The organism is Methylophaga sp. OBS1, from assembly GCF_026319365.1.
Genome location: NZ_JAPDMS010000002.1, coordinates 455212 through 476332 on the forward strand (window position 1 = coordinate 455212; position 21121 = coordinate 476332).

Genomic DNA, 21121 nt, shown 5'->3' on the forward strand with positions numbered 1-21121 from the left:
GAGGGCTGCTATGAAAGCTATGATTCTGACCCTGTTTCTGCTGCTGGGACAGTCCGTCACGGCGCAACCCACGGCTATCGAAATTCGTCATGAAAATGGTGATTTGCTGACTATTCAGCGACTGGCTGACGGTGAGGTCTGGGGATCTTTGTTTTTGAGTGATCGGATGACCGCGAGTTTCGCCAGCCATGAACTGATTGTGCTGCAGCTCGATGGTCATCAACCCATCAAGCTCCAGCAGGGGTTTCGCTCCTGCGGCGCGCCGGCACCCAAGCCCCAGCAAGTGGTATATCAATATGAACAGTCAGCGTCGGAATGGGCTTTGAGCGGTAACGGACAGCCACAGACTGATGTCTTGAAACTGTTGGGCTGGGACCGCGATCAATATCAGACTCTGCATGCGGATCGCCGGCCGGAAGTCGTCGATTTCCCGATTGATCCGGGCGAAAGCCTGAGTCAGCAACTGTCCACATCAGGCCAAATCAGTTTTCGCTATGTGACTGACCGTGGTGAGCAGCGCGAGTCGGTATTCCAACTCGCGCCGTATCAGCAGATACTTGAACAGCTGGTGCCCTGATTACCAGTTCAGATTGAGGCCCACATAGACACTGCGGCCCAACCCTGGCAGACGCTCGCCAACAGCAATATCTTCGTTGCCACCGGCCTGATTATAACCACCCAGATGATTACGATATTTGTGGTCGAGCAGATTGTTTATACCGCCCTGGAGTTGTAAAGATTGGCTCAGCTGATATTCACCGCTCAGGTTGAAAATGGCATAGCCCGAAGTTGCTTCCTCTTCATTTTCAGACGACACCTGGTTTTGCTCCGCGACGGTCACGGCCTCAAAACCGAGGCGCCAGTCAGGTTCGATATAGCTTAGTTGTGTTCTCGCGGTCAGTGGTGCAATGCGGTACAGGTTGTCATTGGTATCACGACGCTTGCCACGGACATAGCTGACGGTGCCATCAAGCTGCCAGTGTTCACTCAAAGCCCAAAGCCAGTTGGTATCGATACCGTAAAGCTTGGCATCGACATTACTGAAGACCAGTGAGTTCATCGGGCCACCCGACACGCCCTGGATGTAATCATTGACGTGGTGATAGAAAACACGAGGTGAAATAGCAAATTCAGACGTGTGCCAATCAACGCCTATCTCAAACTGGTAGGCGGTTTCCGGATCAAGCTCAACATTACCAACATAGGTTTTACCATCAGCGAGACCGGATGTGGCCTGCAAAGGTAACCACAGGTAGCGCTCCTGGTAGCTGGGGGCTCGCTCTTTACGGGCGAAACCCAGTTCCAGATCCAGGGATGAACTCAGGCTGCGGGTCAAGGTCATGGCAATATCAGCCAGGGTGTCATCCTGACTGCGGTCACTATTGTTGAAGTTGTTGGCAAGCGTCGCTGGCATACCGCCCATATTGGTGTCGACATTACCGGCATCCATTTTGACATGGGTCAGACGCAGACCGGATTGCATTTGCCAATTGTCATTGATGGCACCGGTCCATTCTGCAAAGGCGCTCAGCCTGTCACGCTCTACCTCATTGAAATTATGGACAAAGAACATCACATTAGTCGGGTCGGAAATATCGGCATTGTGTTCTGCACTGTCGGCATCAAAACCAAATGCCCAGCCGCCCTGGTTATAACCCAGCTCAATGCCTTTGGCGAGCACATCGGTATCATTCTGACGGAACATCATATTGCGTGGACGCAGGCTGAAATTATCCATTCGGTGATAGACATCCTGATAGTTCAGCCTGGCAGTGATTTCACCACCGTTACTCAGTGTGTGGCGAATTCCGGTATTGAAGGTTTCACCGCGAATGACCATGATATCCATCGGCAGGGCCGGGGTGCCGGTTTCGCCGGTGTCGAGATGCTTCAGATCAAAATCGATTTCGGTATTATCCAGACGGAATCCGTAGGCCAGACCCAGTGTGTCACGCTCGGCCTCAGTCGGGATAATGTCGCCGCCATCAAATTCCTGATCATGGGCACGGTCAATACTGCCCGACAGTTGCAGGCGATGATGTTGATTAGCGAGGCTGGCGACCGCCCCGACTGAGCGGGTATCGCCATTGCTGGCATACAGGCTGTTCAGACTGCCATGCACTTCCACCTTGTCACCACTGCCGTAATCAGCCTGTTTTGATTCGGCTTTGACTGTACCACCGATAGTTTCGATACCGCTGCTGACCGGCGCGATGCCCCGATACACCGAAATGTTGTCCACCAGCGTGGCGGGGAGATAGCCGAGAGGACTATCCATCCGGTTGGGCCCGGCAGCGCTCAGCGCCATGCCATCAACCAGTACATTAACCCGATCGGCATACATGCCGCGATACTGGACGATGCTGGTAAGCGGACCGTTCTGATTGATATTAGCGCCGGGCAGTTTTTTGAATAATTCACCACTGTCAGCTGAGCTGAGGCTGCTCTGCGGCAGGGCATAAGGTACGCGTTCGCCTGCTGTTGTGGTCACTGACATATCCGGCAAGGCCACATGCTCGGCGTTGGCAATGGCAGGTAGCAGGGTGCTGATAAGCAGGCTGAGAGGCAGAACTTGACTGCGTAACATGGGTTTCTCCGTGGTTTTTTGGCCCATGCTATGAAAAATAGACAGACAAAAGTTGCGGGATTTGCGGATCCGGTGTGTCATATCACACAATCTTTGTTTTTCAGTGCATGCTAACCTTGCCTGAATTTGCTTAAAGCCGGATTCACCATGGACGCCATTATCAGTTCCTACATCACCGCTTTTCTGCTGGGACTTTTCAGCACGGTTCACTGTATTGCCATGTGTGGGTCGGTGATTGGTGCCCTGACCCTGAGCTTGCCGGCGGAAGTGCGTGAGAGCCAGCGGCGGATGCTGCCTTTTGTATTCAATTACAACATCGGTCGCATACTCAGTTACGGGCTGGCCGGTGTTCTTGTTGGCCTGCTCAGTTCACCGCTGACGCAAATCAACGCGCACTGGTTTTTGCGGATTTTATCGGTAATGGTGATGGTGTCGATGGGCCTGTATCTGGCCGGCTGGTTTCCCAAATTCGCGCGCACCGAAAAACTGGGTGCACCGGTATGGCGTCTGCTGCAGCCGATTGGTCAGAAACTGTTGCCGGTAAGATCATTTTCACAGGCTTTTTTACTGGGTATGGTCTGGGGCTGGCTGCCTTGTGGTCTGGTTTATGCCGCTCTCGCTGTCGCCGCGACGGCCGGGGACCCGGTCAAAGGCGGTTTAGTGATGCTGGCTTTCGGTGCCGGTACCTTGCCTGCCGTGATGGGCGCGGGTCTGTTTACTGGCATGCTGTCATCCCTCGCCCGTTCTAAAAAATTAAGACAAGTCGCCGGCATCTTGATTATTCTGATGGCAATAGCGACATTACTCTGGCCGCTGGAGGGCGTGCATGATCACCATTCAGACAGTGCCGCTCATCAGCATCATTCATCACAGAATCCTCATGCGCCGGTCACGCAGCTGGCAAAGGACGAATAGGGCATGAAGCAGACTACGCTCCCGCAGATACTGGGACAGTCCCCGGATATCACGCATATCCTGCGAACCTTGCCGATGATTGCCCTGAGTGATGCCAGTGTCCTGATCAGTGGTGAGACCGGCACCGGTAAGGAACTGATTGCCCTGACCTTGCATGAACAAAGCCGCCGCCGTGATCAGGAACTGGTCACCATCAATTGTGCTGCGCTGCCCACCGAGGATGTGGAAATCGATCTGTTTGGTCGCTGTGATACCGAGGGGCAGGTGACATTCCGTGGCCGACTGCTGGCTGCCGAGGGCTCGACGGTCTTCCTGGATGAAGTCGATGCCTTGCCTTTATCGGTACAAGCCAAGGTGCTGCGTTTTCTGGAAGCCGGTGAATGTCAGTTGCAGGGTAGTCATCGTCTCCACGTCGCCGACGTGCGAATTCTGGCCGCGACCAGTGCCGACTTGCCGACTGAAGTCAAATCGGGTCAGTTTCGGGCTGATCTGTATTATCGCTTGCAGGTGGTGCCAATTGATTTGCCGCCACTGAGGTCTCGGGCAGAAGATATCGTTTTATTGCTGAAACATTACCTGCGCGAGTTTGCTGGCAGCAACGGGCCGGTCAGGCTCAGCCGCGAGGCCGAGCAGTGCCTGCTAAGCTATGCATGGCCGGGTAATGTCCGTGAACTGGAAAACTTGTGTCAGCGGATGACATTGCTCAATCCCGGACAAGTCATTCAGCTGGAACAACTGCCGCTGGAAATGCGCGGTGAGAATGCCGCCGCGGCGCATCAATTCAAACTACCGCCGAGTGGTATCGATCTGGCGCAGGTAGAACTGGATCTGATTGAGCAGGCGCTGGAAATGGCGGCTGGCAATCGTTCCAAGGCTGCACGCCTATTGGGTATCAGCCGCGATACGCTGCTCTACCGAATGCAGAAGTACAATCTTTCTTCCTGATCTGCTGCTTGTCTGCTGCCGGGGCTGATGCCAAAATCGTCAGCATCTTGAACCAACTGGGGAAGTCCTGTGAAACAGTACCTGGCACTGTGCCAACGCATCATTGATGAAGGTGAGTGGGTAGAAAATAAACGTACCGGCAAACGCTGCCTGACGGTGATCAATGCCGATCTCGAATATGATGTCGCCCATAACCAGTTCCCCCTGATTACCACCCGCAAAAGCTATTGGAAAGCGGCCATTGCCGAGATGTTGGGGTATTTGAGAGGTTATGACAATGCGGCGGATTTCCGCGCGATTGGCTGTAAAACCTGGGACGCTAACGCCAATGAGAATGACGACTGGCTCAATAATCCGCATCGCCAGGGCGAGGATGATATGGGCCGGGTTTATGGTGTGCAGGGTCGCCGCTGGCAGAAACCGGATGGTAGTACCCTGGATCAACTGCAGAAAATTGCCGATCACCTGAAACAGGGCATCGATGATCGAGGCGAGATCCTCACTTTTTATAATCCTGGCGAGTTTGAGATGGGGTGTCTGCGTCCCTGCATGCACACCCATACTTTTTCGGTGCTGGGTGATACTTTGTACCTGACTTCCTATCAGCGCTCCTGTGATGTGCCATTGGGGCTCAACTTCAATCAGGTGCAGGTGTTTTTCCTGCTTAAAATCATGGCACAGATCAGTGGCCTGAAACCGGGAAAGGCTTATCATAAGATTGTGAACGCCCATATTTACGAAGATCAGTTGGAGCTGATGCGCGATGTGCAGCTAAAGCGTGAGCCTTTCCCTTCACCCAAACTCCATATCAATCCGGAAATCAAAACCTTGCAGGATCTGGAGACCTGGGTCACGCTGGATGACTTTAAAGTCGAAGGCTATGAATATCATCCCCCGATAGCCTATCCCTTCTCGGTGTAATCGACTGAAACCTGACAAGCAGGAGGAGTCAATCATGTCACGTCCGTTATATATCGTCTGGCAGGATTCATTTACACAAGGTGAACCGATTATTGATGAGCAGCATCACGGGGTTCTGGCCACCATCAACACCCTGCATTACTTCATTCAACAGGGTCATGAGCTGAGAGACTTGTTACCCACGATTAAGATTTTGATAAGTTTTCTGGTGTTTCATTACAAAACAGAGGAAGGCATACTCCGCTCAACCGAATACCCAGAAATAGAGACCTATGATCAGGAAATGAACAAGGTGATTGAGGAATTCAAATCAGTTTGTGAAAAAGCCAGAGTAGAAAAAAGTCCGGAACTGGTTCTGGGTTATCTGAAAACATGGTGGCAAAAACATCTAAAGCATCATCAGGATATTACGCCGTTTTTACATAATTGGAGTGGAGAATACTGCCGTGTTGATAAATAAAATCGGAATTTTCAATGACAAAAGAACATGAATCTTTGACTTCATACCGAGTGTGGGATCGTAGTATCCGCTGGTTTCACTGGATTAATGTACTGGCAGTGCTGACGCTGATGGCGATCGGTCTGGTGATTATGAACAGTAAAGCGCTGGGCATCACTGATGACGGCAAAATTCTACTGAAAACCTGGCATGTTTATGTAGGCTATGTGTTTGTGCTGAACCTGCTGTGGCGGATTGTGATGGGCTTTGCCGGCAATCGCTTCAGCCGCTGGTCGGCCATTCTGCCGCTGGGACAGCAGTACAAACAGCAACGCCGCGCCTTCTTTGAAAGACTGAAGCAGGGTAAAGAGGTCGGCTTTATGGGACATAATCCGCTGGCGCGCTGGATGGTGACGATCCTGTTTGTCATGCTGACTACGATGGCTGTCACCGGGCTGGTACTGGGTGGGACTGATGTTTATAAACCGCCTTTTGGCAGCTATTTCAAATCCTGGGTGGCGGAGAGCCCGGAGACACTGGATCAAGTGAAACCCTACTCTGATGTGGGTGTGAACCAAGCAGCTTATAAAGCAATGCGTGATTTCCGATCACCATTCAAGGAAATCCATGAATACGGCTTTTTTGTGCTGGCAGCGTTGATTTTTTTCCATCTGCTCGGTGTGATAATCACTGAATGCCGTGAGCGTAATGGGCTGATCTCAGCCATGTTTACCGGTCGCAAAGTGTTCAGAGAGAAACCGCTGGACGATGAGTGAACATAGCTAGATGTTGCTGGTCGTAGAAATTCTTGCTTTACAACTGGCATGGCTGGGTTGTGTGCCGGTCTACTGTGCAGCAAAGCCACAGCGGATATTACCACACCCACTTCCCAAGCCTCTGGCCTGGCTGAGTTTCATTGTTGCGACATTGCTTGCGGTATGGATGCTGAGTCATATTTATCTCTGGCTGACGGCCTGGTTGATCGTGATGGTTGTGGTCATGGTGGTCTGGATTCTGCTGGCCATTATCATGCCGCATTGCAACCGTTTTTCTGTAGTAAGCCCGGTATTGGCCGTGTTGATGCTGCTGATGGCTTTGCTGGGAGATAGCCATGTGGCTTAAGACACTGCTGGGATTTTTTGTCAGCCTGTTTCTTAGTCTCAGTCTGATGCTTAACACGGCATACCTTTTGCCAATGCATAGAGAAGTCTACCTCTTGCTCGGTTTTGTTGGCGGCATTCTGCTCTGGGGCGCGATAATGACGGTCTTTTATTGTTCCAGTCATATCGGCAGGCTCATGTGGTTTTGCGGTCCGTTGTTACTGATCTCGCTGAGTATCAACGGTGCATTTATGCTTGGAGTCTTTGCATGAAAGCCAGCACTGTCCGTCATGCTGTTGAAGCCCATGGCTGGGTTGGCCTGATTATTTCGGTGCCGCTGTTTATTATTTTCTGGTCCGGTGCGATCACACTGTTTCATCCTGAAGTCCAGCGATGGGCCACAATGCCACACTATCCACTCACTCAAAGTGAGGTACAACGACCACTCAATGAGGTGGTGGCAGACAAGCTGGGACAATATGATTTTGATGCCAGTCACAGCGTGTCGTTGCATCTGCCTGGTGAGCACTCTCCCTATCTTTGGATGGAAATCCCATTGCGCGAGCCGTTGCCGGAGACCTCTGGGCATGAAGCCGATCATGTGCATCTGATGGTCGATCCGGTCAGCGGTGAGACGCTGTCAAAGTCCGAGCCATTCCAGCTGGCAGACTTTCTCAATCGACTGCACTTCAGTCTCAAGCTGCCCCAGGGCTTGTATCTTGTCGGCATTGTGACCTTTTTCTTTTTAGTGCTGGTGATGACCGGTGTGGTGATTCAGCTCAAAAACCTGGTCAAAAACTTTTTCCTGTATCGACATAACAGTACTGCCCGATCGCAAATGAATGATATCCATACCGTGATCGGGGTGATCAGTCTGCCTTATGGTCTGATGTATGCTGTGACCGGGGTTATGTTTAACCTGAGCATCATCTTTCAGGTCACCACCATGCTCACCCTGTATCAAGGCGACATGCAGACAATGATGGAGGATGCGGGCTTTGCCAGCTATCAACCTGAACTGGTTGAACGGGCCGAACCCATGCCCGATTTGGATCAGTTGCTAAAACAGGTTGAGTCACAGGCCAACGCGACGGTGCATACCATTACGATGCAGAACTATGGTGATCAAGGTGCGCTTATTGGCTTTGCCGGAATGGAAAACGGCAGCTTTGCCAGAAGCGTTGAGCGATTTTACCGGGTGTCTTCGGACAGCTTCCCGACAGCAATGAACCCGCAGCAGCATAACCTGTTCACTGACGGCGTCAATTTGCTGTTCAGCTTGCATATGGCGAATTACGCCGGGCTTGATTTGCGTTTGCTTTATTTCCTGCTGGCAATTGGCGTATGCACGATGATTGTTGCCGGTAATTTACTCTGGATGACCAAACGACAAAAACAACCAGGTTATGCCAGAACTCGTGGCATTATGCGCGGACTGACATTAGGTGGAACCATGGGGTCGATCACGGCCACGGCCGTGGCTTTTCTCATGGAGCGGGTGTTACCTGTAGAGCTTGCTGCCCGAGGCGAGTGGGTGATGACGGGCTTTGGCATGACTTTATTGCTGTCGATAGTACTGGCCTACATGAACCGTAGCTATTTATGTTACCTGGGCTGGAGTTGTGTGCTCTCGGCATTGCTGCTTTTGATGACGGTGGTGGTGGACAGCACTTGGCTGGCGGCAGTGATTGCGTCACTCTGGCAGACCGGTTTTCATCAGGTGGCCGGTGTCAGTATTGGCCTGTTTTTGTTTGCCCTGTTGTTGGGCGGACTCGGATTGTATTTGTTAAAACACAAAGCAAAACAGACACTCACAGCACAAAGCAGCCATTTATAACTGACCTTGCTGGGCCAGTGAGGTCGTGTCACCATCGCCGACGATAATGTGGTCCAACACCCGGATATCGACCAAACCCAGTGCCGACTGAATACGCTTTGTGATCTGAATATCGGCTTGACTCGGCTCGGCGACACCTGACGGGTGATTGTGGGCCAGAATCACCGCTGCAGCATTTTGTTGCAACGCCTGTTTCACGACTTCCCGAGGATAGACGCTGGCCCCGTCGATGGTGCCGCGAAACAGTTCCTCAAAATGCAGAAGCCGGTGCTGGTTATCAAGATACAGGCAGGCAAACACTTCAAACGGATAGGGGCGCAGCCGCTGCTTCAGATAAAGCTGGGTGGTGGCGCAGTCGGTGAAAGCATCACCGCGGCTTAAGGTCGATTCCAGATGGCGCCGGCCCATTTCGAGGACGGCCTGTAATTGCACAAACTTGGCTTCGCCTAGGCCGTGGCCCTGACAGAAGCGGCTTTTATCGGCTTCCAGCAAAGCCCGCAGGCTACCGAACTCCGACAGTAATTGCCTTGCCAGATCGACAGCGGACAAACCACTGACCCCGGTGCGCAGAAAGATCGCCAGCAGCTCTGCATCCGACAGGCTGGGCGCGCCGGCTCTGAGCAGCTTTTCACGCGGGCGATCATCGGCAGGCCAATCCTTGATTGCCATGATTCACTTCCTTGTCATTCAATTGCTTAACACTATATTTGCTGTTGTTAGTAAAAACAAACACTTGTCTATACTAAAAGGCTGAAAAATAGTATCCTGTGCGCCCTTTGACTGTAAGCGATTTTATGGCTGGCAAACTCTATATCCGAACTTTCGGCTGTCAGATGAACGAGTACGACTCGAACAAGATGGCCGAGGTGCTCGCGGCGTCGCACCAACTGGAACCGACCGACATCGCCGAAGAGGCTGATGTGCTGCTGCTCAATACCTGCTCGATTCGGGAAAAAGCGCAGGAAAAGGTGTTCCATCAACTGGGTCGCTGGAAGCGCTGGAAAGATAAAAAGCCCAATCTGGTGATTGGGGTCGGTGGCTGCGTCGCCAGTCAGGAAGGTGAGGCGATTCGTCAGCGTGCGCCGTATGTAGACCTGATCTTCGGCCCGCAAACCCTGCATCGCTTACCGGCGATGCTGGAAGAGGTCAAAATCAGCCGCAAGCCCAGCATTGATATCTCTTTCCCGGAAATCGAGAAGTTCGACAATCTGCCAGCGCCACGTGCCGATGGTCCCACTGCCTTTGTGTCGGTGATGGAAGGTTGCAGCAAGTACTGTACTTTCTGTGTCGTGCCCTATACCCGCGGTGAGGAAGTTAGCCGTCCGGTCGGCCCGATCCTGCGTGAAATTCGCCAACTGGCAGCGCAGGGCGTGTGCGAAATCAATTTGCTGGGCCAGAACGTCAATGCCTATCAGGGCATTATCGAAGGCGAGGAAACCGCCGATCTGGCGCTATTGATTCATTATGTCGCCGCGGTTGAGGGTATTGAGCGGATCCGCTTTACCACCTCGCATCCGGTCGAGTTTTCCGACAGCCTGATTGAAGCTTTTGCTGAAGTGCCGGAACTGGTCAATCATCTGCATCTGCCGGTTCAGTCGGGTTCTGATCGCATTCTGACCATGATGAAGCGTGGTCATACCGCCAAAGAGTACCTGGAGAAAATCCAGCGGATTAAGGCAATTCGTCCGGACATCAGCATGTCGAGTGACTTTATTGTCGGCTTCCCCAATGAGACCGAGGAAGACTTCAAGGCCACCATGGACCTGATTAACGAAGTTGAATTCGATCACTCTTTCAGCTTTATTTATAGCGCCCGTCCCGGCACGCCGGCAGCGGCTTTTCACGATTCGGTACCCGAGGATGTGAAAAAGGAACGTCTGCAGATCATGCAGGACCGCCTGCGTGAACTGGAAGACATGCATGCCCGTTCCATGGTCGGCACCATCCAGAAAATTCTGGTGGAACGTGAAGCCCATCGTGGCGGCGGTGATATGGCCGGCCGCACCGAGAATAACCGAGTGGTGAATTTCCCGGGCGATCCTTCCCTCGTCGGACAGTTTGTCGATGTCCGTATCAATGAGGCACACAGCAACTCCTTGCGTGGTGAATTGCTAACTGATAGCGTGACTGCATAAGCATTTGGAATTCCATTGTGACCAACTCTACTCATACGCTCGATAGCGTCAGCTTCGAACTGAGTCCCGCCGATAATCCCCGTCTTGCCAACCTTTGCGGCCATATGGATGAGCACATCAGAATGCTCGAACGTGGCTTTGGTGTCGAGATCAATAATCGCGGGATTAAGTTTCAGGTCATCGGCCCGGCTGATGTCCTGCTGCTGGTGCAAACCGTCATTCATGATTTGTATGCCGATACGGCGCAGCATGTACTGATGCCGGAACAGATTCATCTGGCGATCCGTAACAGTGGCGGCGAGGATACCTCCTCAGCCACGGCGCCGGATAAAGAAGTCATCATCAAAACCAAACGCGGCCTGATCAAGGCGCGTGGTGATAATCAGCAGGCCTATCTGCGCCGGATCATGACCCACGACATCAACTTTGGTGTCGGTCCGGCCGGTACCGGTAAAACCTACCTGGCCGTCGCCTGCGCGGTGGAAGCGCTGGAGCGCGATTTCGCCCGTCGTATCGTGCTGGTGAGACCGGCAGTGGAAGCAGGTGAGCGACTGGGCTTTCTGCCTGGGGATCTGGCACAGAAAGTCGACCCCTATCTGCGGCCCTTGTTTGATGCCTTGTATGAAATGCTGGGCTTTGAAAGGGTTGCCAAGCTGATGGAACGTAACGTCATTGAAGTGGCGCCGCTTGCCTACATGCGCGGTCGCACGCTGAATGAATCCTTTATTATTCTCGATGAAGCACAGAACACTACCATTGAGCAGATGAAGATGTTCCTGACCCGAATGGGCTATAACTCCACTGCGGTCATTACCGGTGACATTACCCAGATTGACCTGCCCGGCAATCAGAAATCCGGCCTGCGCCATGCGATTGAAGTCTTGAAGGATGTCGACGGTATTGGCTTTACCTTCTTCCAGGCCAAGGATGTGGTGCGTCATCAACTGGTCCAGAAAATCATCATGGCTTATGACAAGGCGGATCGCCCCTCATGACCGTGCTGGTGGATCTGCAAACCGCGACTGAGGTTGAGATACCCACTGCAGAGGCATTCCAGCGCTGGGCTGAATCTGCATTGACTGAAGTCGAACAGGATTGTGAGCTCAGTATTCGTCTGGTTGATGAAGTGGAAAGTGCGGAGCTGAACCAGCAATATCGTGGCAAAAACGGCCCGACCAATGTGCTGTCCTTCCCGTTTGAGGCCCCTGTAGAACTGGATCCGAGACTGCTCGGCGATCTGGTGATCTGTGCTCCGGTGGTGGAAAAAGAAGCGGTAGAACAAGACAAGGCCGTCAATGACCACTGGGCACATATGGTCGTGCATGGCTGTCTGCATCTGTTGGGCTATGACCATATTGAAGATGAGGAAGCCGAACACATGGAAGCGCTGGAAATTGAGATTTTAAACACCTTGAATATTATCAATCCCTATACATGGCAGGGAGAACAACACGCATGAGTGAAGGTCGACCGAGTAGTCAGTCCTGGGTACGTAAATTAAGCAACCTGTTCCTGGAGCCTCAGGATCAGGAACAATTGATCGAGCTGATCCGCTCCGCCTCCGAGCGCCACATTCTCGATTCCGAAGCTTTATCTATTGTTGAAGGCGCGCTCAGCGTCTCGCAGATGCAGGCCCGTGACATCATGATCCCGCGCTCGCAGGTGGTCATGGTTTCACGCGATGCGCCCGCTGAAGAAACGCTCAAACTGGTCACTGAAACCGCTCATTCGCGGTTTCCGGTGATCGATGATGACCGTGATGACGTGATTGGTATTCTGCTGGCGAAAGACCTGCTGTCAGCCGTGGTCAGTAGTGGCGATTTCAAATTTGATCTGCGTGAACTGCTGCGTCCGGCCGTCTTTATTCCGGAAAGCAAGCGTCTCAACGTGCTGCTGCGTGAATTTCGCGCCCGCCGTAATCATATGGCCATTGTGGTCGACGAATATGGGGGTGTTGCCGGGATCGTCACGATTGAAAACGTGTTGGAGCAGATTGTCGGTGAAATCGAAGACGAGCACGATTTTGATGATGACACACCGATTCTGCAGCGTAATGAAAACACCTACACCATCAAGGCGCTGACACCAGTGGATGAATTCAACGAGCACTTTGATACACAGTGGAGTGACGATGATTTCGATACGGTGGGCGGCTATGTGATGAACCAGTTCGGCCATCTGCCACAGCGCGGCGAACAAATCACTATCGGCTCTTTCCAGTTCACAGTATTACGGGCGGATAACCGTCGGCTTTATCTGATGAAGATGGAAATACTGCCGGAAGAGCCAGAGACCGAATCAGAAACCGAATAAGACGGGGAACTGTTTGAGCATGCAGGGCTGGAAAGGAAATCTGTTGGCATTACTCGCCGGTGCCCTGATGCCGTTGGCATTTGCGCCGTTTTTTCTGTATCCGCTGGCATTGCTCAGTCTGCTGCTCCTGTTCCTGAGCTGGGATGGGGTCACTGCCAAACAGGCCGCCTGGCGTGGCTGGCTGTTTGGGTTGGGCATGTTCGGTGTGGGCGTCTCCTGGATCTTTGTCGCCATTCATGTTTTTGGCCAGTCCGGACTGATTCTGGCAGGCCTTTTAACTTTTCTTTTTGTGGCTTTTCTGTCGCTGTATCTTGCTGTGTTGGGCTATCTGCTTAAAAAGCTCAGTCCGGGCACCTTTTCCGCATCAGATTCCCTGTTACTGTTACCTGTCGGCTGGCTGGTTTTTGAGCTTTTTAAAGGCTGGTTCCTGAGTGGGTTTCCCTGGCTGGAAGCCGGTGTCAGTCAGGTTGAAGGGCCGCTGGCAGGCTATGTCCCCCTCATCGGTATCAGTGGGGCCTCGCTGTTACTGGCGATGACCGCCGGCGCGCTGCTGGTGGTGTTTAGGCAACGGCAATGGTTATGGCTGTTACCAGTGGTCGTACTCTGGTCAGCCGGTCCATTTCTCAAAAACATTAACTGGACACAGCCGCTGGGTGAGCCCATAGACACCGCCATTATCCAGGGCAATATTCCCCAGCAAATCAAATGGGAGCCGGAGCAACTGGTGAATACGCTGGTGCTCTATCAAACTCTGACCCAGCAGCACTGGGATGCAGACCTGGTGGTGTGGCCGGAAAATGCCCTGCCGGCGTTTTACCATCAGTTGGAAGACTTTTACCTCAAGCCGCTGGCCGAAGAAGCTCGGCAGCATCAGACCGATATTCTGTTGGGATTACCGGTCAGTGATGACGATAAGATTCGTTATTACAACAGTATGATGTCAGTGGGCAGTGAGCAGGATTTCTATCACAAGCGGCATCTGGTGCCGTTCGGCGATTATGTGCCGTTTGAGTGGCTGCGCGGGCTGATCGCCTTCTTTGATCTGCCGATGTCAGCCTTTGTGCCGGGACCGGAAAAACAGCCATTGCTGCAAGCGGCCGGGCATAAAGTCGGTGTCTCGATTTGCTACGAGGATGTGTTCTCGACGGAAGTATTGCAGACCGTGCCGGAAGCCACGCTGTTGGTGAATGCGACCAATAATGCCTGGTACGGCGATTCCTTTGCACCACACCAGCACCTGCAGATTTCGCGCAGCCGTGCGCTGGAGACCGGCCGACCTTTAGTTCGTGCGACTACCAACGGCATTTCCGCCTTTGTTAATTTCAAAGGTGAGATTGAAGCCCAGACCCCACAGTTTGAACAGGCGACATTGACTCAGGCTGTACAGCCCAGACAGGGGAAAACACCTTATGTCAGTCTGCAACGCTGGCCAATCTGGCTCATGTCATTGTTGATGTTGTCATTGTGGGCGTATTATCGTCACAAAAATTCCGACTAAAGCGAATCGATGCAATTTCTGACTATTCAGCGCATTCTTGGGATCCTGCTGTCTCTGTTCAGCATGACCATGCTGCCACCGGTATTGGTGTCCTGGTATTACGGGGACGGAGCGATGCAAGCCTTCCTGTCGGCTTTTATCATGCTGCTCACCATTGGTCTGTGTTTCTGGTTGCCGGCGCGTAACCACCGTAAAGAACTTAAAATCCGTGATGGCTTTATTGTTGTGGTGATGTTCTGGATTGCGCTGGGTCTGTCCGGGTCGTTGCCATTCTTCCTGACCGAAGTGCCCAAAATGTCATTTACCGATGCGGTCTTTGAGTCGATGTCGGGCCTGACCACCACCGGAGCGACAGTGCTGACAGGGCTTGATACCCTGCCCAAAGCGGTATTGTTCTACCGCCAGTTTCTGCAGTGGCTGGGCGGGATGGGTATCGTGGTACTTGCTGTCGCGATTCTGCCTCTGTTGGGCGTCGGGGGCATGCAGCTCTACCGTGCTGAAACGCCGGGCCCCATGAAAGATGCCAAGCTGACGCCGCGGATCACGGAAACGGCCAAGGCGCTCTGGTACATCTACCTGTCGCTGACCATTGCCTGCGCACTGGCTTTCCGCTGGGCCGGCATGAGCTGGTTTGATGCGATTGGGCACAGTTTTTCCACCGTCGCGATTGGCGGCTTTTCCACGCACGATGCCAGCATGGGCTTTTTCAACAGCGCAACGATTGAGATGATTACGGTCGCTTTCATGCTGATCTCAGGTATGAACTTCTCGCTGCACTTTCTGGCCTGGCGACATCGCAGTATCAAGCATTACTGGAAAGATTCGGAGCTTCGTACCTATCTTGCGATTCTGGCTGTGATTTCGGTGGTGACCTCGAGCTACCTCTACTTCAGCGGCACTTTTGATGATTTATGGACGGCGGTCCATCAGGGTGTGTTCCAGACAGTATCGATCGGTACCACGGCAGGCTTTACTACCACCGACTATTATTTGTGGCCGGGCTTTTTGCCAATCCTGCTGCTGATGGCAAGTTACATCGGCGGCTGTGCGTTTTCCACCGGTGGCGGTATCAAGGTCATTCGCATTATGCTGCTGTTTAAACAAGGCTATCGTGAAGTATTACGTCTGATTCATCCCAACGCAGTGTTTGCGATCAAGGTCAACGGTAAAGCGCTGCCAGCCAAGGTGGTGGGGGCAGTGTGGGGCTTTTTTGCGATGTACGTATTCTGTTTCAGCATCATGCATTTATTTTTGATGTCGACCGGGCTGGATGTGGTGACTTCCTTCTCGGCAGTGACCGCCTGTCTGAATAATTTGGGGCCGGGTCTGGGTGATGTCGGTGCCAATTTCGGTGATATCAATGCACCATCGAAATGGGTGCTGTGCATGGCGATGCTACTGGGCCGACTGGAAATCTTTACCCTGCTGGTCGTGCTGACCCCCGCATTCTGGCGTCGCTGATGACAACCATCAGAGATAAATGGGATCGCATTTATCACGACCGTGAGGCACCCGCTTTACAGGCGGCCGAGGTATTGCAGCAAAATCGACATTTACTGCCAGCTTCAGGTGTGGCGATGGATCTGGCTTGCGGTCTCGGCGCCAACAGCCTGCTTATGGCAGAGGCCGGCCTGGATGTATTGAGTTGGGATATTTCACCGGTGGCGATCGACAAATTGTCAGCGATTGCCGCCGAGCGTGGCTTGTCAATCAGCGTTCAAGTCGTCGATGTTGAACACAAGGTGCCCCAACCAGACAGCCTGGATGTACTGGTCGTCAGTCATTTTCTCAGCAGGGAACTGATTCCGGCACTGACCGCCGCGTTAAGACCGGGCGGCCTGGTGTTTTATCAGACTTATTGTCAGAACAAGGTTTATCAGCGCGGCCCCTCAAACCCGGATTATCTGTTAGCCGATAATGAACTCCTGACATTATTCGCGGGTCTGAAACTAAGGGTGTATCGGGAGGAGTCGCTGTTAGGAGATCTCAATCAGGGATGGCGAGACCAGGCCATGCTGGTTGCGCAAAAGCCAGGCTGAAATCCGCTCAATCAGACTTGCCTGATGGCAGGATGATCTATAGAATAACGCGGTTCAGAAGCTCGTCTTAGATGATTTGAGCGAGATTTTTAGCTAACACACATTAACGAGTACAGATATGAAAGCGGATATCCATCCAGAATACACCGAGATTAATGTTACCTGCAGCTGTGGTAACACCTTTAAAACTCGCTCAACACGCACTTCAGACTTGACTCTGGATGTGTGTTCGGAATGCCACCCGTTCTACACCGGCAAACAGAAAATGCTGGATACGGCTGGTCGTGTAGACAAATTCCGTCAGAAATACGGTAAATAATCTCTGTCGGAATCAAACTTATTGGTTTGATCATGAATCTAGTGTCAGTACGAGTCAGTACAACACACGACAGAATACGGAGCCTCTGCCTGCTGGTGGGGGCTTTGTTGTTTCTGGCCCTGTCAGGTTGTGCTGTTAATCCGGTCACCGGCGAACAGGATTTCGTTATGTTCGGTGAAGATACTGAACTGGAAATGGGGCGGAGCTATCACCCCAAAATCATGGCTGAATACGGGCGTTACGAGGATGAGGCACTGCAGGCTTATGTACAGTCTGTTGGTGAAAGAATGGCGGCGGTCAGTCACCGCGATGATCTGGTCTACCGTTTTACCGTACTCGACTCTCCGGTCATCAACGCTTTCGCCTTGCCTGGTGGTTATATCTATATCACCCGCGGCCTGATGGCTTACCTGAATTCTGAAGCAGAACTGGCTGCTGTGCTGGGCCACGAGATAGGTCACGTTACTGCCCGTCATGGTGTGCGTCAGCAAAGCGCCGCCCAGGCTGCGAATCTGGGGTACACGCTGGGTGCCATCCTGTTACCGGAACTGCGTGGTGCCGCATCCCAGAATGTCTTCAATATTCTTGGCGGCGCGCTGCTCAGTGGTTATGGCCGCGAGCATGAGCTGGAGTCGGATCGTCTTGGTGCTGAGTATCTGGCCAAAGCCGGGTATACACCCGATGCGATGATCGATGTCATCAGCGTACTCAAAAACCAGCAGACTTTTGCTGAGTCTGAAGCCCGGAAACAGGGCCGTGAGCCACAGGGTTACCACGGCCTGTTTGCCAGCCACCCGGACAACGATACCCGTCTGCAACAGGTCGTGGCTGAGGCAGATCAATATATCGATGCTCGCGGTGGGAAGGTGAACCGGGAAGCTTACCTGCAGCAAATCGATGGCATGACCTTCGGTGACAGTGAAGCGCAGGGTATACGCTCGGACAATGAGTTTTACCATCTGCCTATGCGTTTTGCACTGGCCTTTCCAGAAGGCTGGCATATCAACAATAATCCGGATAGTCTGCAGGCGATTGCGCCTGAAGGTAAGGCGTTTATGGAAATGGGCGCGACCGATATCAATCGTAAACTCACACCTAAGCAGTTTATCCAGCAACGGCTCAAAGTCAGTGATTTACGGTCTGGTCAGGCCATCGGCAGCCACGGTCTGGAGGGCTATACCGGGATTACTGTTCAACAGAATAAACCGTTGCGAATCGGCGTCGTCTATCTCCGCGATCAGGCCTTTATCTTTTTCGCTACCACTGAAAATAGCCGTCAATTTAACGACTATGATGGCCGTTTCCTGTCCACCATTAACAGCCTGCATACGCTCAGAGAAGATGAGTTCGATAAGGCCCGTGAGCTGAAAATTCAGGTCGTCAGAGTAGATAGCGGTGACAGCTATACGCAGTGGGCGGCTCATTCACGCATTAGCAACAGCCCCATGCAGCAACTTCGCCTGCTTAATGATGACTACCCGAGCGGGGAGTTACAGCATGGTCAGTTAGCCAAGCGAGTTCGCTAAGCACTCGTGAGCATGACAAGCCGTCGGTTCGGCCCCGGCTACTGCCATTCTATGTGATTATTCCGGTGATAAGGTTCTGCTGCATTCTCAGAACAGCTCAATCACCGGCGCACTCCCATTATCACCGGCATAGCCAGTCCCGGTAGATGGCGCAAGCTGTTTTGGTACGTAGTCTTCGCGGAATGTTTCGTAGATTGCATCACTGGCTCCGGGTTGTGCCAGCAGGCCTGTTTCCGGGTCAATTCTCACAGTGACCATATCAATCGGTTGTTCCAGAGGGGCTTCTGGCAGCCCCTGCAGGGCCACTTCCATAAAATCGATCCACATTGGCAACGCGGCACGGCCACCGGTTTCATAACGGCCGAGACTGCGGGGACGGTCAAAACCAACCCAGCTTACGGCCACCAACTCGGGATGGAAGCCATTAAACCACGCATCCAATTGATCGTTGGTTGTCCCGGTTTTACCGGCCAAATCATTGCGTCCCAGGCTCATTGCTTTGCGACCCGTCCCATAACGTACGACATCCCGCAGCAAAGAATTCATGATGAAGTTGTTTTGCGGCGTCATGACCCGCTCAGCGACACTAAAGCTGGCATTGTCCATGGTGACCTCAGTCAATTGACAGGTTTCACAGACGGTTTTAGGGGCAGCCTGGAAAACGACTTCACCGTTAGCATTTTCAACACGCTGGATCAGATAAGGATCGACTTTATAGCCGCCATTGGCCAAGGCTGCGTAGGCAGTGGCCATATCCCAGGGGGCAGCGCTGCCACTACCCAGTGCCAGCGACAGGTTCTTGTGCAGCATTGTGTCATCAAAGCCAAATTGTTTAGCGTATTCGACGGCATAATCAGCCCCGATATCACGCAGCAGACGAATCGATACCAGATTGCGTGAATGGATCAGTGCCTCTCGCAGGCGGGTCGGGCCAAAGAACTTACCACTATAATTTTCCGGTCGCCAGACATTTTCCAGTCCCGGATCATCAAACACTACGGGCGCATCGTTGATAATACTCGCTGCGGTATAACCTTTTTCCAGTGCCGCCGAATAGATGAACGGTTTGAAGCCGGAGCCGGGTTGACGACGGGACTGGGTGACGCGGTTGAATTTGTTATTGAAATAATCAAACCCACCTGTGAGTGCCGTTACTGCGCCATCATGTGGTGCCAGCGCAACCAGTGCGCCTTCAGCTTCCGGTAACTGAGCCAGTTGCCAGCTTTCGCTCTCTCTATTTTCTACCCTGATGATATGTCCGGGCTGCAGCACGTCGCTCACTTTTTTAGGTACAGCGCCGCGGCTGTTAGTACTGAGTTTTTTCTGTGCCCATTTCATCGAACCCAGGGTCAGATTCTGATAACCCAGCTTTTTGATAAAAATCGTTGCTGAGTCATCGCTGATTGCCGTGACAATGGCGGGCTTGAGTGGACCAATACTATCGTAAGAATTGAGTTTCTCAGTCAGTGTGTCTTCACTTATATTGTCTTCCAGCTCAATGTCGGCGATGGGTCCACGGTAACCATGACGACGATCATATTCGAGCAGGGCAGTCTGCAGTGCATGGTTGGCGGCCTGCTGTTGGTCACCACGGATGGTGGTATACACATTGAAACCACTGGTATAGATGTCTTCTCCGAACTCTTCGATAAGCCGCGTACGAACCATTTCGGCCACATAAGGCGCATAAACCTCAATCTCACGTCCATGATAGGTCGCGCTGACCGGTGCCTGTGTTGCTTCTTCATAGTCCTGTTCGCTGATATAGCCTACTTCCCACATTCTTCTCAGCACATAGTTACGCCGGACCATGGCACGTTCCGGGTTTGCGATTGGATTAAACCGGGATGGTGCTTTGGGTAGACCGGCGATCATGGCCATTTCAGGCAATGTCAGTTCGCTGATAGATCTGCCGTAGTAGACATTGGCTGCGGCACCGACGCCATAAGCCCGGTTGCCGAGATAGATTTTATTCAGGTAGAGAGCCAGGATTTCTTCCTTAGTCAGAACCTGTTCCATTTCCAGTGCCAGAATGATCTCATTCAGCTTGCGCAGATAGGTTTTTTCACTGGAGAGGAAAAAATTTCGTGCCACCTGCATAGTGATGGTGCTACCGCCCTGCGTTTTTTCACCAGTCATCAAAAGCGAATAAACAGCACGGATAATGCCCTGATAATCGACACCGGGATGCTGATAAAAACGATCATCCTCTGCGGCCAGAAAAGCCTCAATCATCTGTTGTGGAATTTCCTGGTATTCGACCGGAATCCGGCGTTTTTCACCGAACTCCGCCATCAGTTTATTTTCCGAGCTGTAGATTCTCAGCGGTATTTGAAACTGGGTTTGTTTCAAAGTCTGGGTATCTGGCAATTTGGGAGCAAGAAAAAAGTAAAGAACAGCTGCAGCAATCAGAGACAATATCAGTAGTGCGGCAAAAATCTTAAAAAGCGTGCTGAAAATCCGGGACATGGTGATGAAAAATTCGCAATCAATAGGTCAGTAGAGTATATATAAAGGCAGGGAGAAAAACAGTGGTTGAGTTCAAAG

The 21121-nt window shown here is 52.3% G+C and carries 20 protein-coding genes; 17 read left to right on the forward strand and 3 right to left on the reverse strand.

Annotation, left to right across the window (positions count from 1 at the left end; all coding sequences use genetic code 11):
- The first annotated feature begins 10 nt into the window (after positions 1-10).
- Positions 11-577 (forward strand): hypothetical protein, encoded by a 567-nt coding sequence (locus OMQ46_RS08910; RefSeq protein WP_266236403.1) that lies wholly within the window; start codon positions 11-13, stop codon positions 575-577.
- Here the strand turns inward: OMQ46_RS08910 and OMQ46_RS08915 are convergent, their stop codons facing one another.
- Positions 578-2587: a TonB-dependent receptor gene (locus OMQ46_RS08915; RefSeq protein WP_266236404.1), complete on the reverse strand. Its 2010-nt coding sequence runs from the start codon at positions 2585-2587 to the stop codon at positions 578-580.
- Positions 2588-2734: 147 nt separating this feature from the next.
- On the opposite strand from OMQ46_RS08915, the gene OMQ46_RS08920 reads away from it, so the two are divergent.
- The 7 genes from OMQ46_RS08920 (at position 2735) to OMQ46_RS08950 (ending at position 8744) form a co-directional block, all read left to right on the forward strand.
- Positions 2735-3502, forward strand: coding sequence for a sulfite exporter TauE/SafE family protein (locus OMQ46_RS08920; protein ID WP_266236405.1), 768 nt, complete (start codon positions 2735-2737; stop codon positions 3500-3502).
- Positions 3503-3505: 3 nt separating this feature from the next.
- Positions 3506-4447, forward strand: coding sequence for a sigma 54-interacting transcriptional regulator (locus tag OMQ46_RS08925; protein ID WP_266236406.1), 942 nt, complete (start codon positions 3506-3508; stop codon positions 4445-4447).
- Positions 4448-4516: 69 nt separating this feature from the next.
- On the forward strand, positions 4517-5368 hold the full coding sequence (locus OMQ46_RS08930; protein ID WP_266236407.1) for a thymidylate synthase: 852 nt from the start codon (positions 4517-4519) through the stop codon (positions 5366-5368).
- 34 nt (positions 5369-5402) lie between these two features.
- Positions 5403-5828 (forward strand): bacteriohemerythrin, encoded by a 426-nt coding sequence (locus tag OMQ46_RS08935; RefSeq protein WP_266236408.1) that lies wholly within the window; start codon positions 5403-5405, stop codon positions 5826-5828.
- A gap of 14 nt (positions 5829-5842) precedes the next feature.
- The gene (locus tag OMQ46_RS08940) at positions 5843-6583 is read left to right on the forward strand and encodes a cytochrome b/b6 domain-containing protein (RefSeq protein ID WP_266236409.1); all 741 of its coding nucleotides are present in this window, start codon (positions 5843-5845) and stop codon (positions 6581-6583) included.
- Positions 6584-6593: 10 nt separating this feature from the next.
- Complete coding sequence (locus tag OMQ46_RS08945) at positions 6594-6929, forward strand: hypothetical protein (protein WP_266236410.1); 336 nt, start codon at positions 6594-6596, stop codon at positions 6927-6929.
- Positions 6930-7175: 246 nt separating this feature from the next.
- The gene (locus tag OMQ46_RS08950; RefSeq protein ID WP_266236411.1) at positions 7176-8744 is read left to right on the forward strand and encodes a PepSY-associated TM helix domain-containing protein; all 1569 of its coding nucleotides are present in this window, start codon (positions 7176-7178) and stop codon (positions 8742-8744) included.
- Here the strand turns inward: OMQ46_RS08950 and radC are convergent.
- Positions 8739-9413 carry a RadC family protein gene (radC, locus tag OMQ46_RS08955; protein WP_266236412.1) on the reverse strand — a complete coding sequence of 225 codons (675 nt, stop codon included), beginning with the start codon at positions 9411-9413 and terminating at the stop codon, positions 8739-8741. The two genes, OMQ46_RS08950 and radC, sit on opposite strands and share 6 nt — an antisense overlap.
- A gap of 125 nt (positions 9414-9538) precedes the next feature.
- Here radC and miaB point away from each other — a divergent pair, with 125 nt between their 5' ends.
- The 9 genes from miaB (at position 9539) to OMQ46_RS09000 (ending at position 18574) form a co-directional block, all read left to right on the forward strand.
- The gene (miaB, locus tag OMQ46_RS08960; RefSeq protein ID WP_266236413.1) at positions 9539-10879 is read left to right on the forward strand and encodes a tRNA (N6-isopentenyl adenosine(37)-C2)-methylthiotransferase MiaB; all 1341 of its coding nucleotides are present in this window, start codon (positions 9539-9541) and stop codon (positions 10877-10879) included.
- 122 nt (positions 10880-11001) lie between these two features.
- On the forward strand, positions 11002-11874 hold the full coding sequence (locus tag OMQ46_RS08965; protein ID WP_416234839.1) for a PhoH family protein: 873 nt from the start codon (positions 11002-11004) through the stop codon (positions 11872-11874).
- Entirely contained in the window at positions 11871-12338 is a 468-nt protein-coding gene (gene ybeY / locus OMQ46_RS08970; protein WP_266236415.1) for an rRNA maturation RNase YbeY, read from the forward strand. Before OMQ46_RS08965 ends, ybeY begins: the two co-directional genes overlap by 4 nt.
- A complete protein-coding gene (locus OMQ46_RS08975; protein ID WP_266236416.1) occupies positions 12335-13192 on the forward strand; it encodes an HlyC/CorC family transporter in 858 nt (285 codons plus the stop codon). The genes ybeY and OMQ46_RS08975 overlap by 4 nt, the downstream gene beginning before the upstream one ends.
- Positions 13193-13211: 19 nt before the next feature.
- The gene (gene lnt, locus OMQ46_RS08980) at positions 13212-14690 is read left to right on the forward strand and encodes an apolipoprotein N-acyltransferase (RefSeq protein ID WP_266236417.1); all 1479 of its coding nucleotides are present in this window, start codon (positions 13212-13214) and stop codon (positions 14688-14690) included.
- A 9-nt stretch (positions 14691-14699) separates the two neighbouring features.
- Complete coding sequence (locus tag OMQ46_RS08985) at positions 14700-16151, forward strand: TrkH family potassium uptake protein (RefSeq protein WP_266236418.1); 1452 nt, start codon at positions 14700-14702, stop codon at positions 16149-16151.
- Positions 16151-16729, forward strand: a complete 579-nt coding sequence (locus OMQ46_RS08990; protein WP_266236419.1) for a class I SAM-dependent methyltransferase — start codon at positions 16151-16153, stop codon at positions 16727-16729. The genes OMQ46_RS08985 and OMQ46_RS08990 overlap by 1 nt, the downstream gene beginning before the upstream one ends.
- Positions 16730-16847: 118 nt before the next feature.
- Entirely contained in the window at positions 16848-17048 is a 201-nt protein-coding gene (gene rpmE, locus OMQ46_RS08995) for a 50S ribosomal protein L31 (protein WP_266236420.1), read from the forward strand.
- Between the two features lie 32 nt (positions 17049-17080).
- Entirely contained in the window at positions 17081-18574 is a 1494-nt protein-coding gene (locus tag OMQ46_RS09000) for a M48 family metalloprotease (RefSeq protein WP_266236421.1), read from the forward strand.
- Positions 18575-18661: 87 nt separating this feature from the next.
- Here OMQ46_RS09000 and OMQ46_RS09005 read toward each other — a convergent pair whose 3' ends face one another.
- On the reverse strand, positions 18662-20869 hold the full coding sequence (locus OMQ46_RS09005) for a penicillin-binding protein 1A (RefSeq protein WP_266236422.1): 2208 nt from the start codon (positions 20867-20869) through the stop codon (positions 18662-18664).
- Between the last annotated feature and the right edge of the window lie 252 nt (positions 20870-21121).

Bases quoted from the DNA above. Each gene is read 5' to 3' on its own strand.
- OMQ46_RS08910 (WP_266236403.1), top strand. From the start codon at position 11: ATGAAAGCTATGATTCTGACCCTGTTTCTGCTGCTGGGACAGTCCGTC.
- OMQ46_RS08915 (WP_266236404.1), bottom strand. From the start codon at position 2,587: ATGTTACGCAGTCAAGTTCTGCCTCTCAGCCTGCTTATCAGCACCCTG.
- OMQ46_RS08920 (WP_266236405.1), top strand. From the start codon at position 2,735: ATGGACGCCATTATCAGTTCCTACATCACCGCTTTTCTGCTGGGACTT.
- OMQ46_RS08925 (WP_266236406.1), top strand. From the start codon at position 3,506: ATGAAGCAGACTACGCTCCCGCAGATACTGGGACAGTCCCCGGATATC.
- OMQ46_RS08935 (WP_266236408.1), top strand. From the start codon at position 5,403: ATGTCACGTCCGTTATATATCGTCTGGCAGGATTCATTTACACAAGGT.
- OMQ46_RS08940 (WP_266236409.1), top strand. From the start codon at position 5,843: ATGACAAAAGAACATGAATCTTTGACTTCATACCGAGTGTGGGATCGT.
- OMQ46_RS08945 (WP_266236410.1), top strand. From the start codon at position 6,594: ATGTTGCTGGTCGTAGAAATTCTTGCTTTACAACTGGCATGGCTGGGT.
- OMQ46_RS08950 (WP_266236411.1), top strand. From the start codon at position 7,176: ATGAAAGCCAGCACTGTCCGTCATGCTGTTGAAGCCCATGGCTGGGTT.
- radC (WP_266236412.1), bottom strand. From the start codon at position 9,413: ATGGCAATCAAGGATTGGCCTGCCGATGATCGCCCGCGTGAAAAGCTG.
- miaB (WP_266236413.1), top strand. From the start codon at position 9,539: ATGGCTGGCAAACTCTATATCCGAACTTTCGGCTGTCAGATGAACGAG.
- OMQ46_RS08965 (WP_416234839.1), top strand. From the start codon at position 11,002: ATGCTCGAACGTGGCTTTGGTGTCGAGATCAATAATCGCGGGATTAAG.
- ybeY (WP_266236415.1), top strand. From the start codon at position 11,871: ATGACCGTGCTGGTGGATCTGCAAACCGCGACTGAGGTTGAGATACCC.
- OMQ46_RS08975 (WP_266236416.1), top strand. From the start codon at position 12,335: ATGAGTGAAGGTCGACCGAGTAGTCAGTCCTGGGTACGTAAATTAAGC.
- lnt (WP_266236417.1), top strand. From the start codon at position 13,212: ATGCAGGGCTGGAAAGGAAATCTGTTGGCATTACTCGCCGGTGCCCTG.
- OMQ46_RS08985 (WP_266236418.1), top strand. From the start codon at position 14,700: ATGCAATTTCTGACTATTCAGCGCATTCTTGGGATCCTGCTGTCTCTG.
- OMQ46_RS08990 (WP_266236419.1), top strand. From the start codon at position 16,151: ATGACAACCATCAGAGATAAATGGGATCGCATTTATCACGACCGTGAG.
- rpmE (WP_266236420.1), top strand. From the start codon at position 16,848: ATGAAAGCGGATATCCATCCAGAATACACCGAGATTAATGTTACCTGC.
- OMQ46_RS09000 (WP_266236421.1), top strand. From the start codon at position 17,081: ATGAATCTAGTGTCAGTACGAGTCAGTACAACACACGACAGAATACGG.
- OMQ46_RS09005 (WP_266236422.1), bottom strand. From the start codon at position 20,869: ATGGCGGAGTTCGGTGAAAAACGCCGGATTCCGGTCGAATACCAGGAA.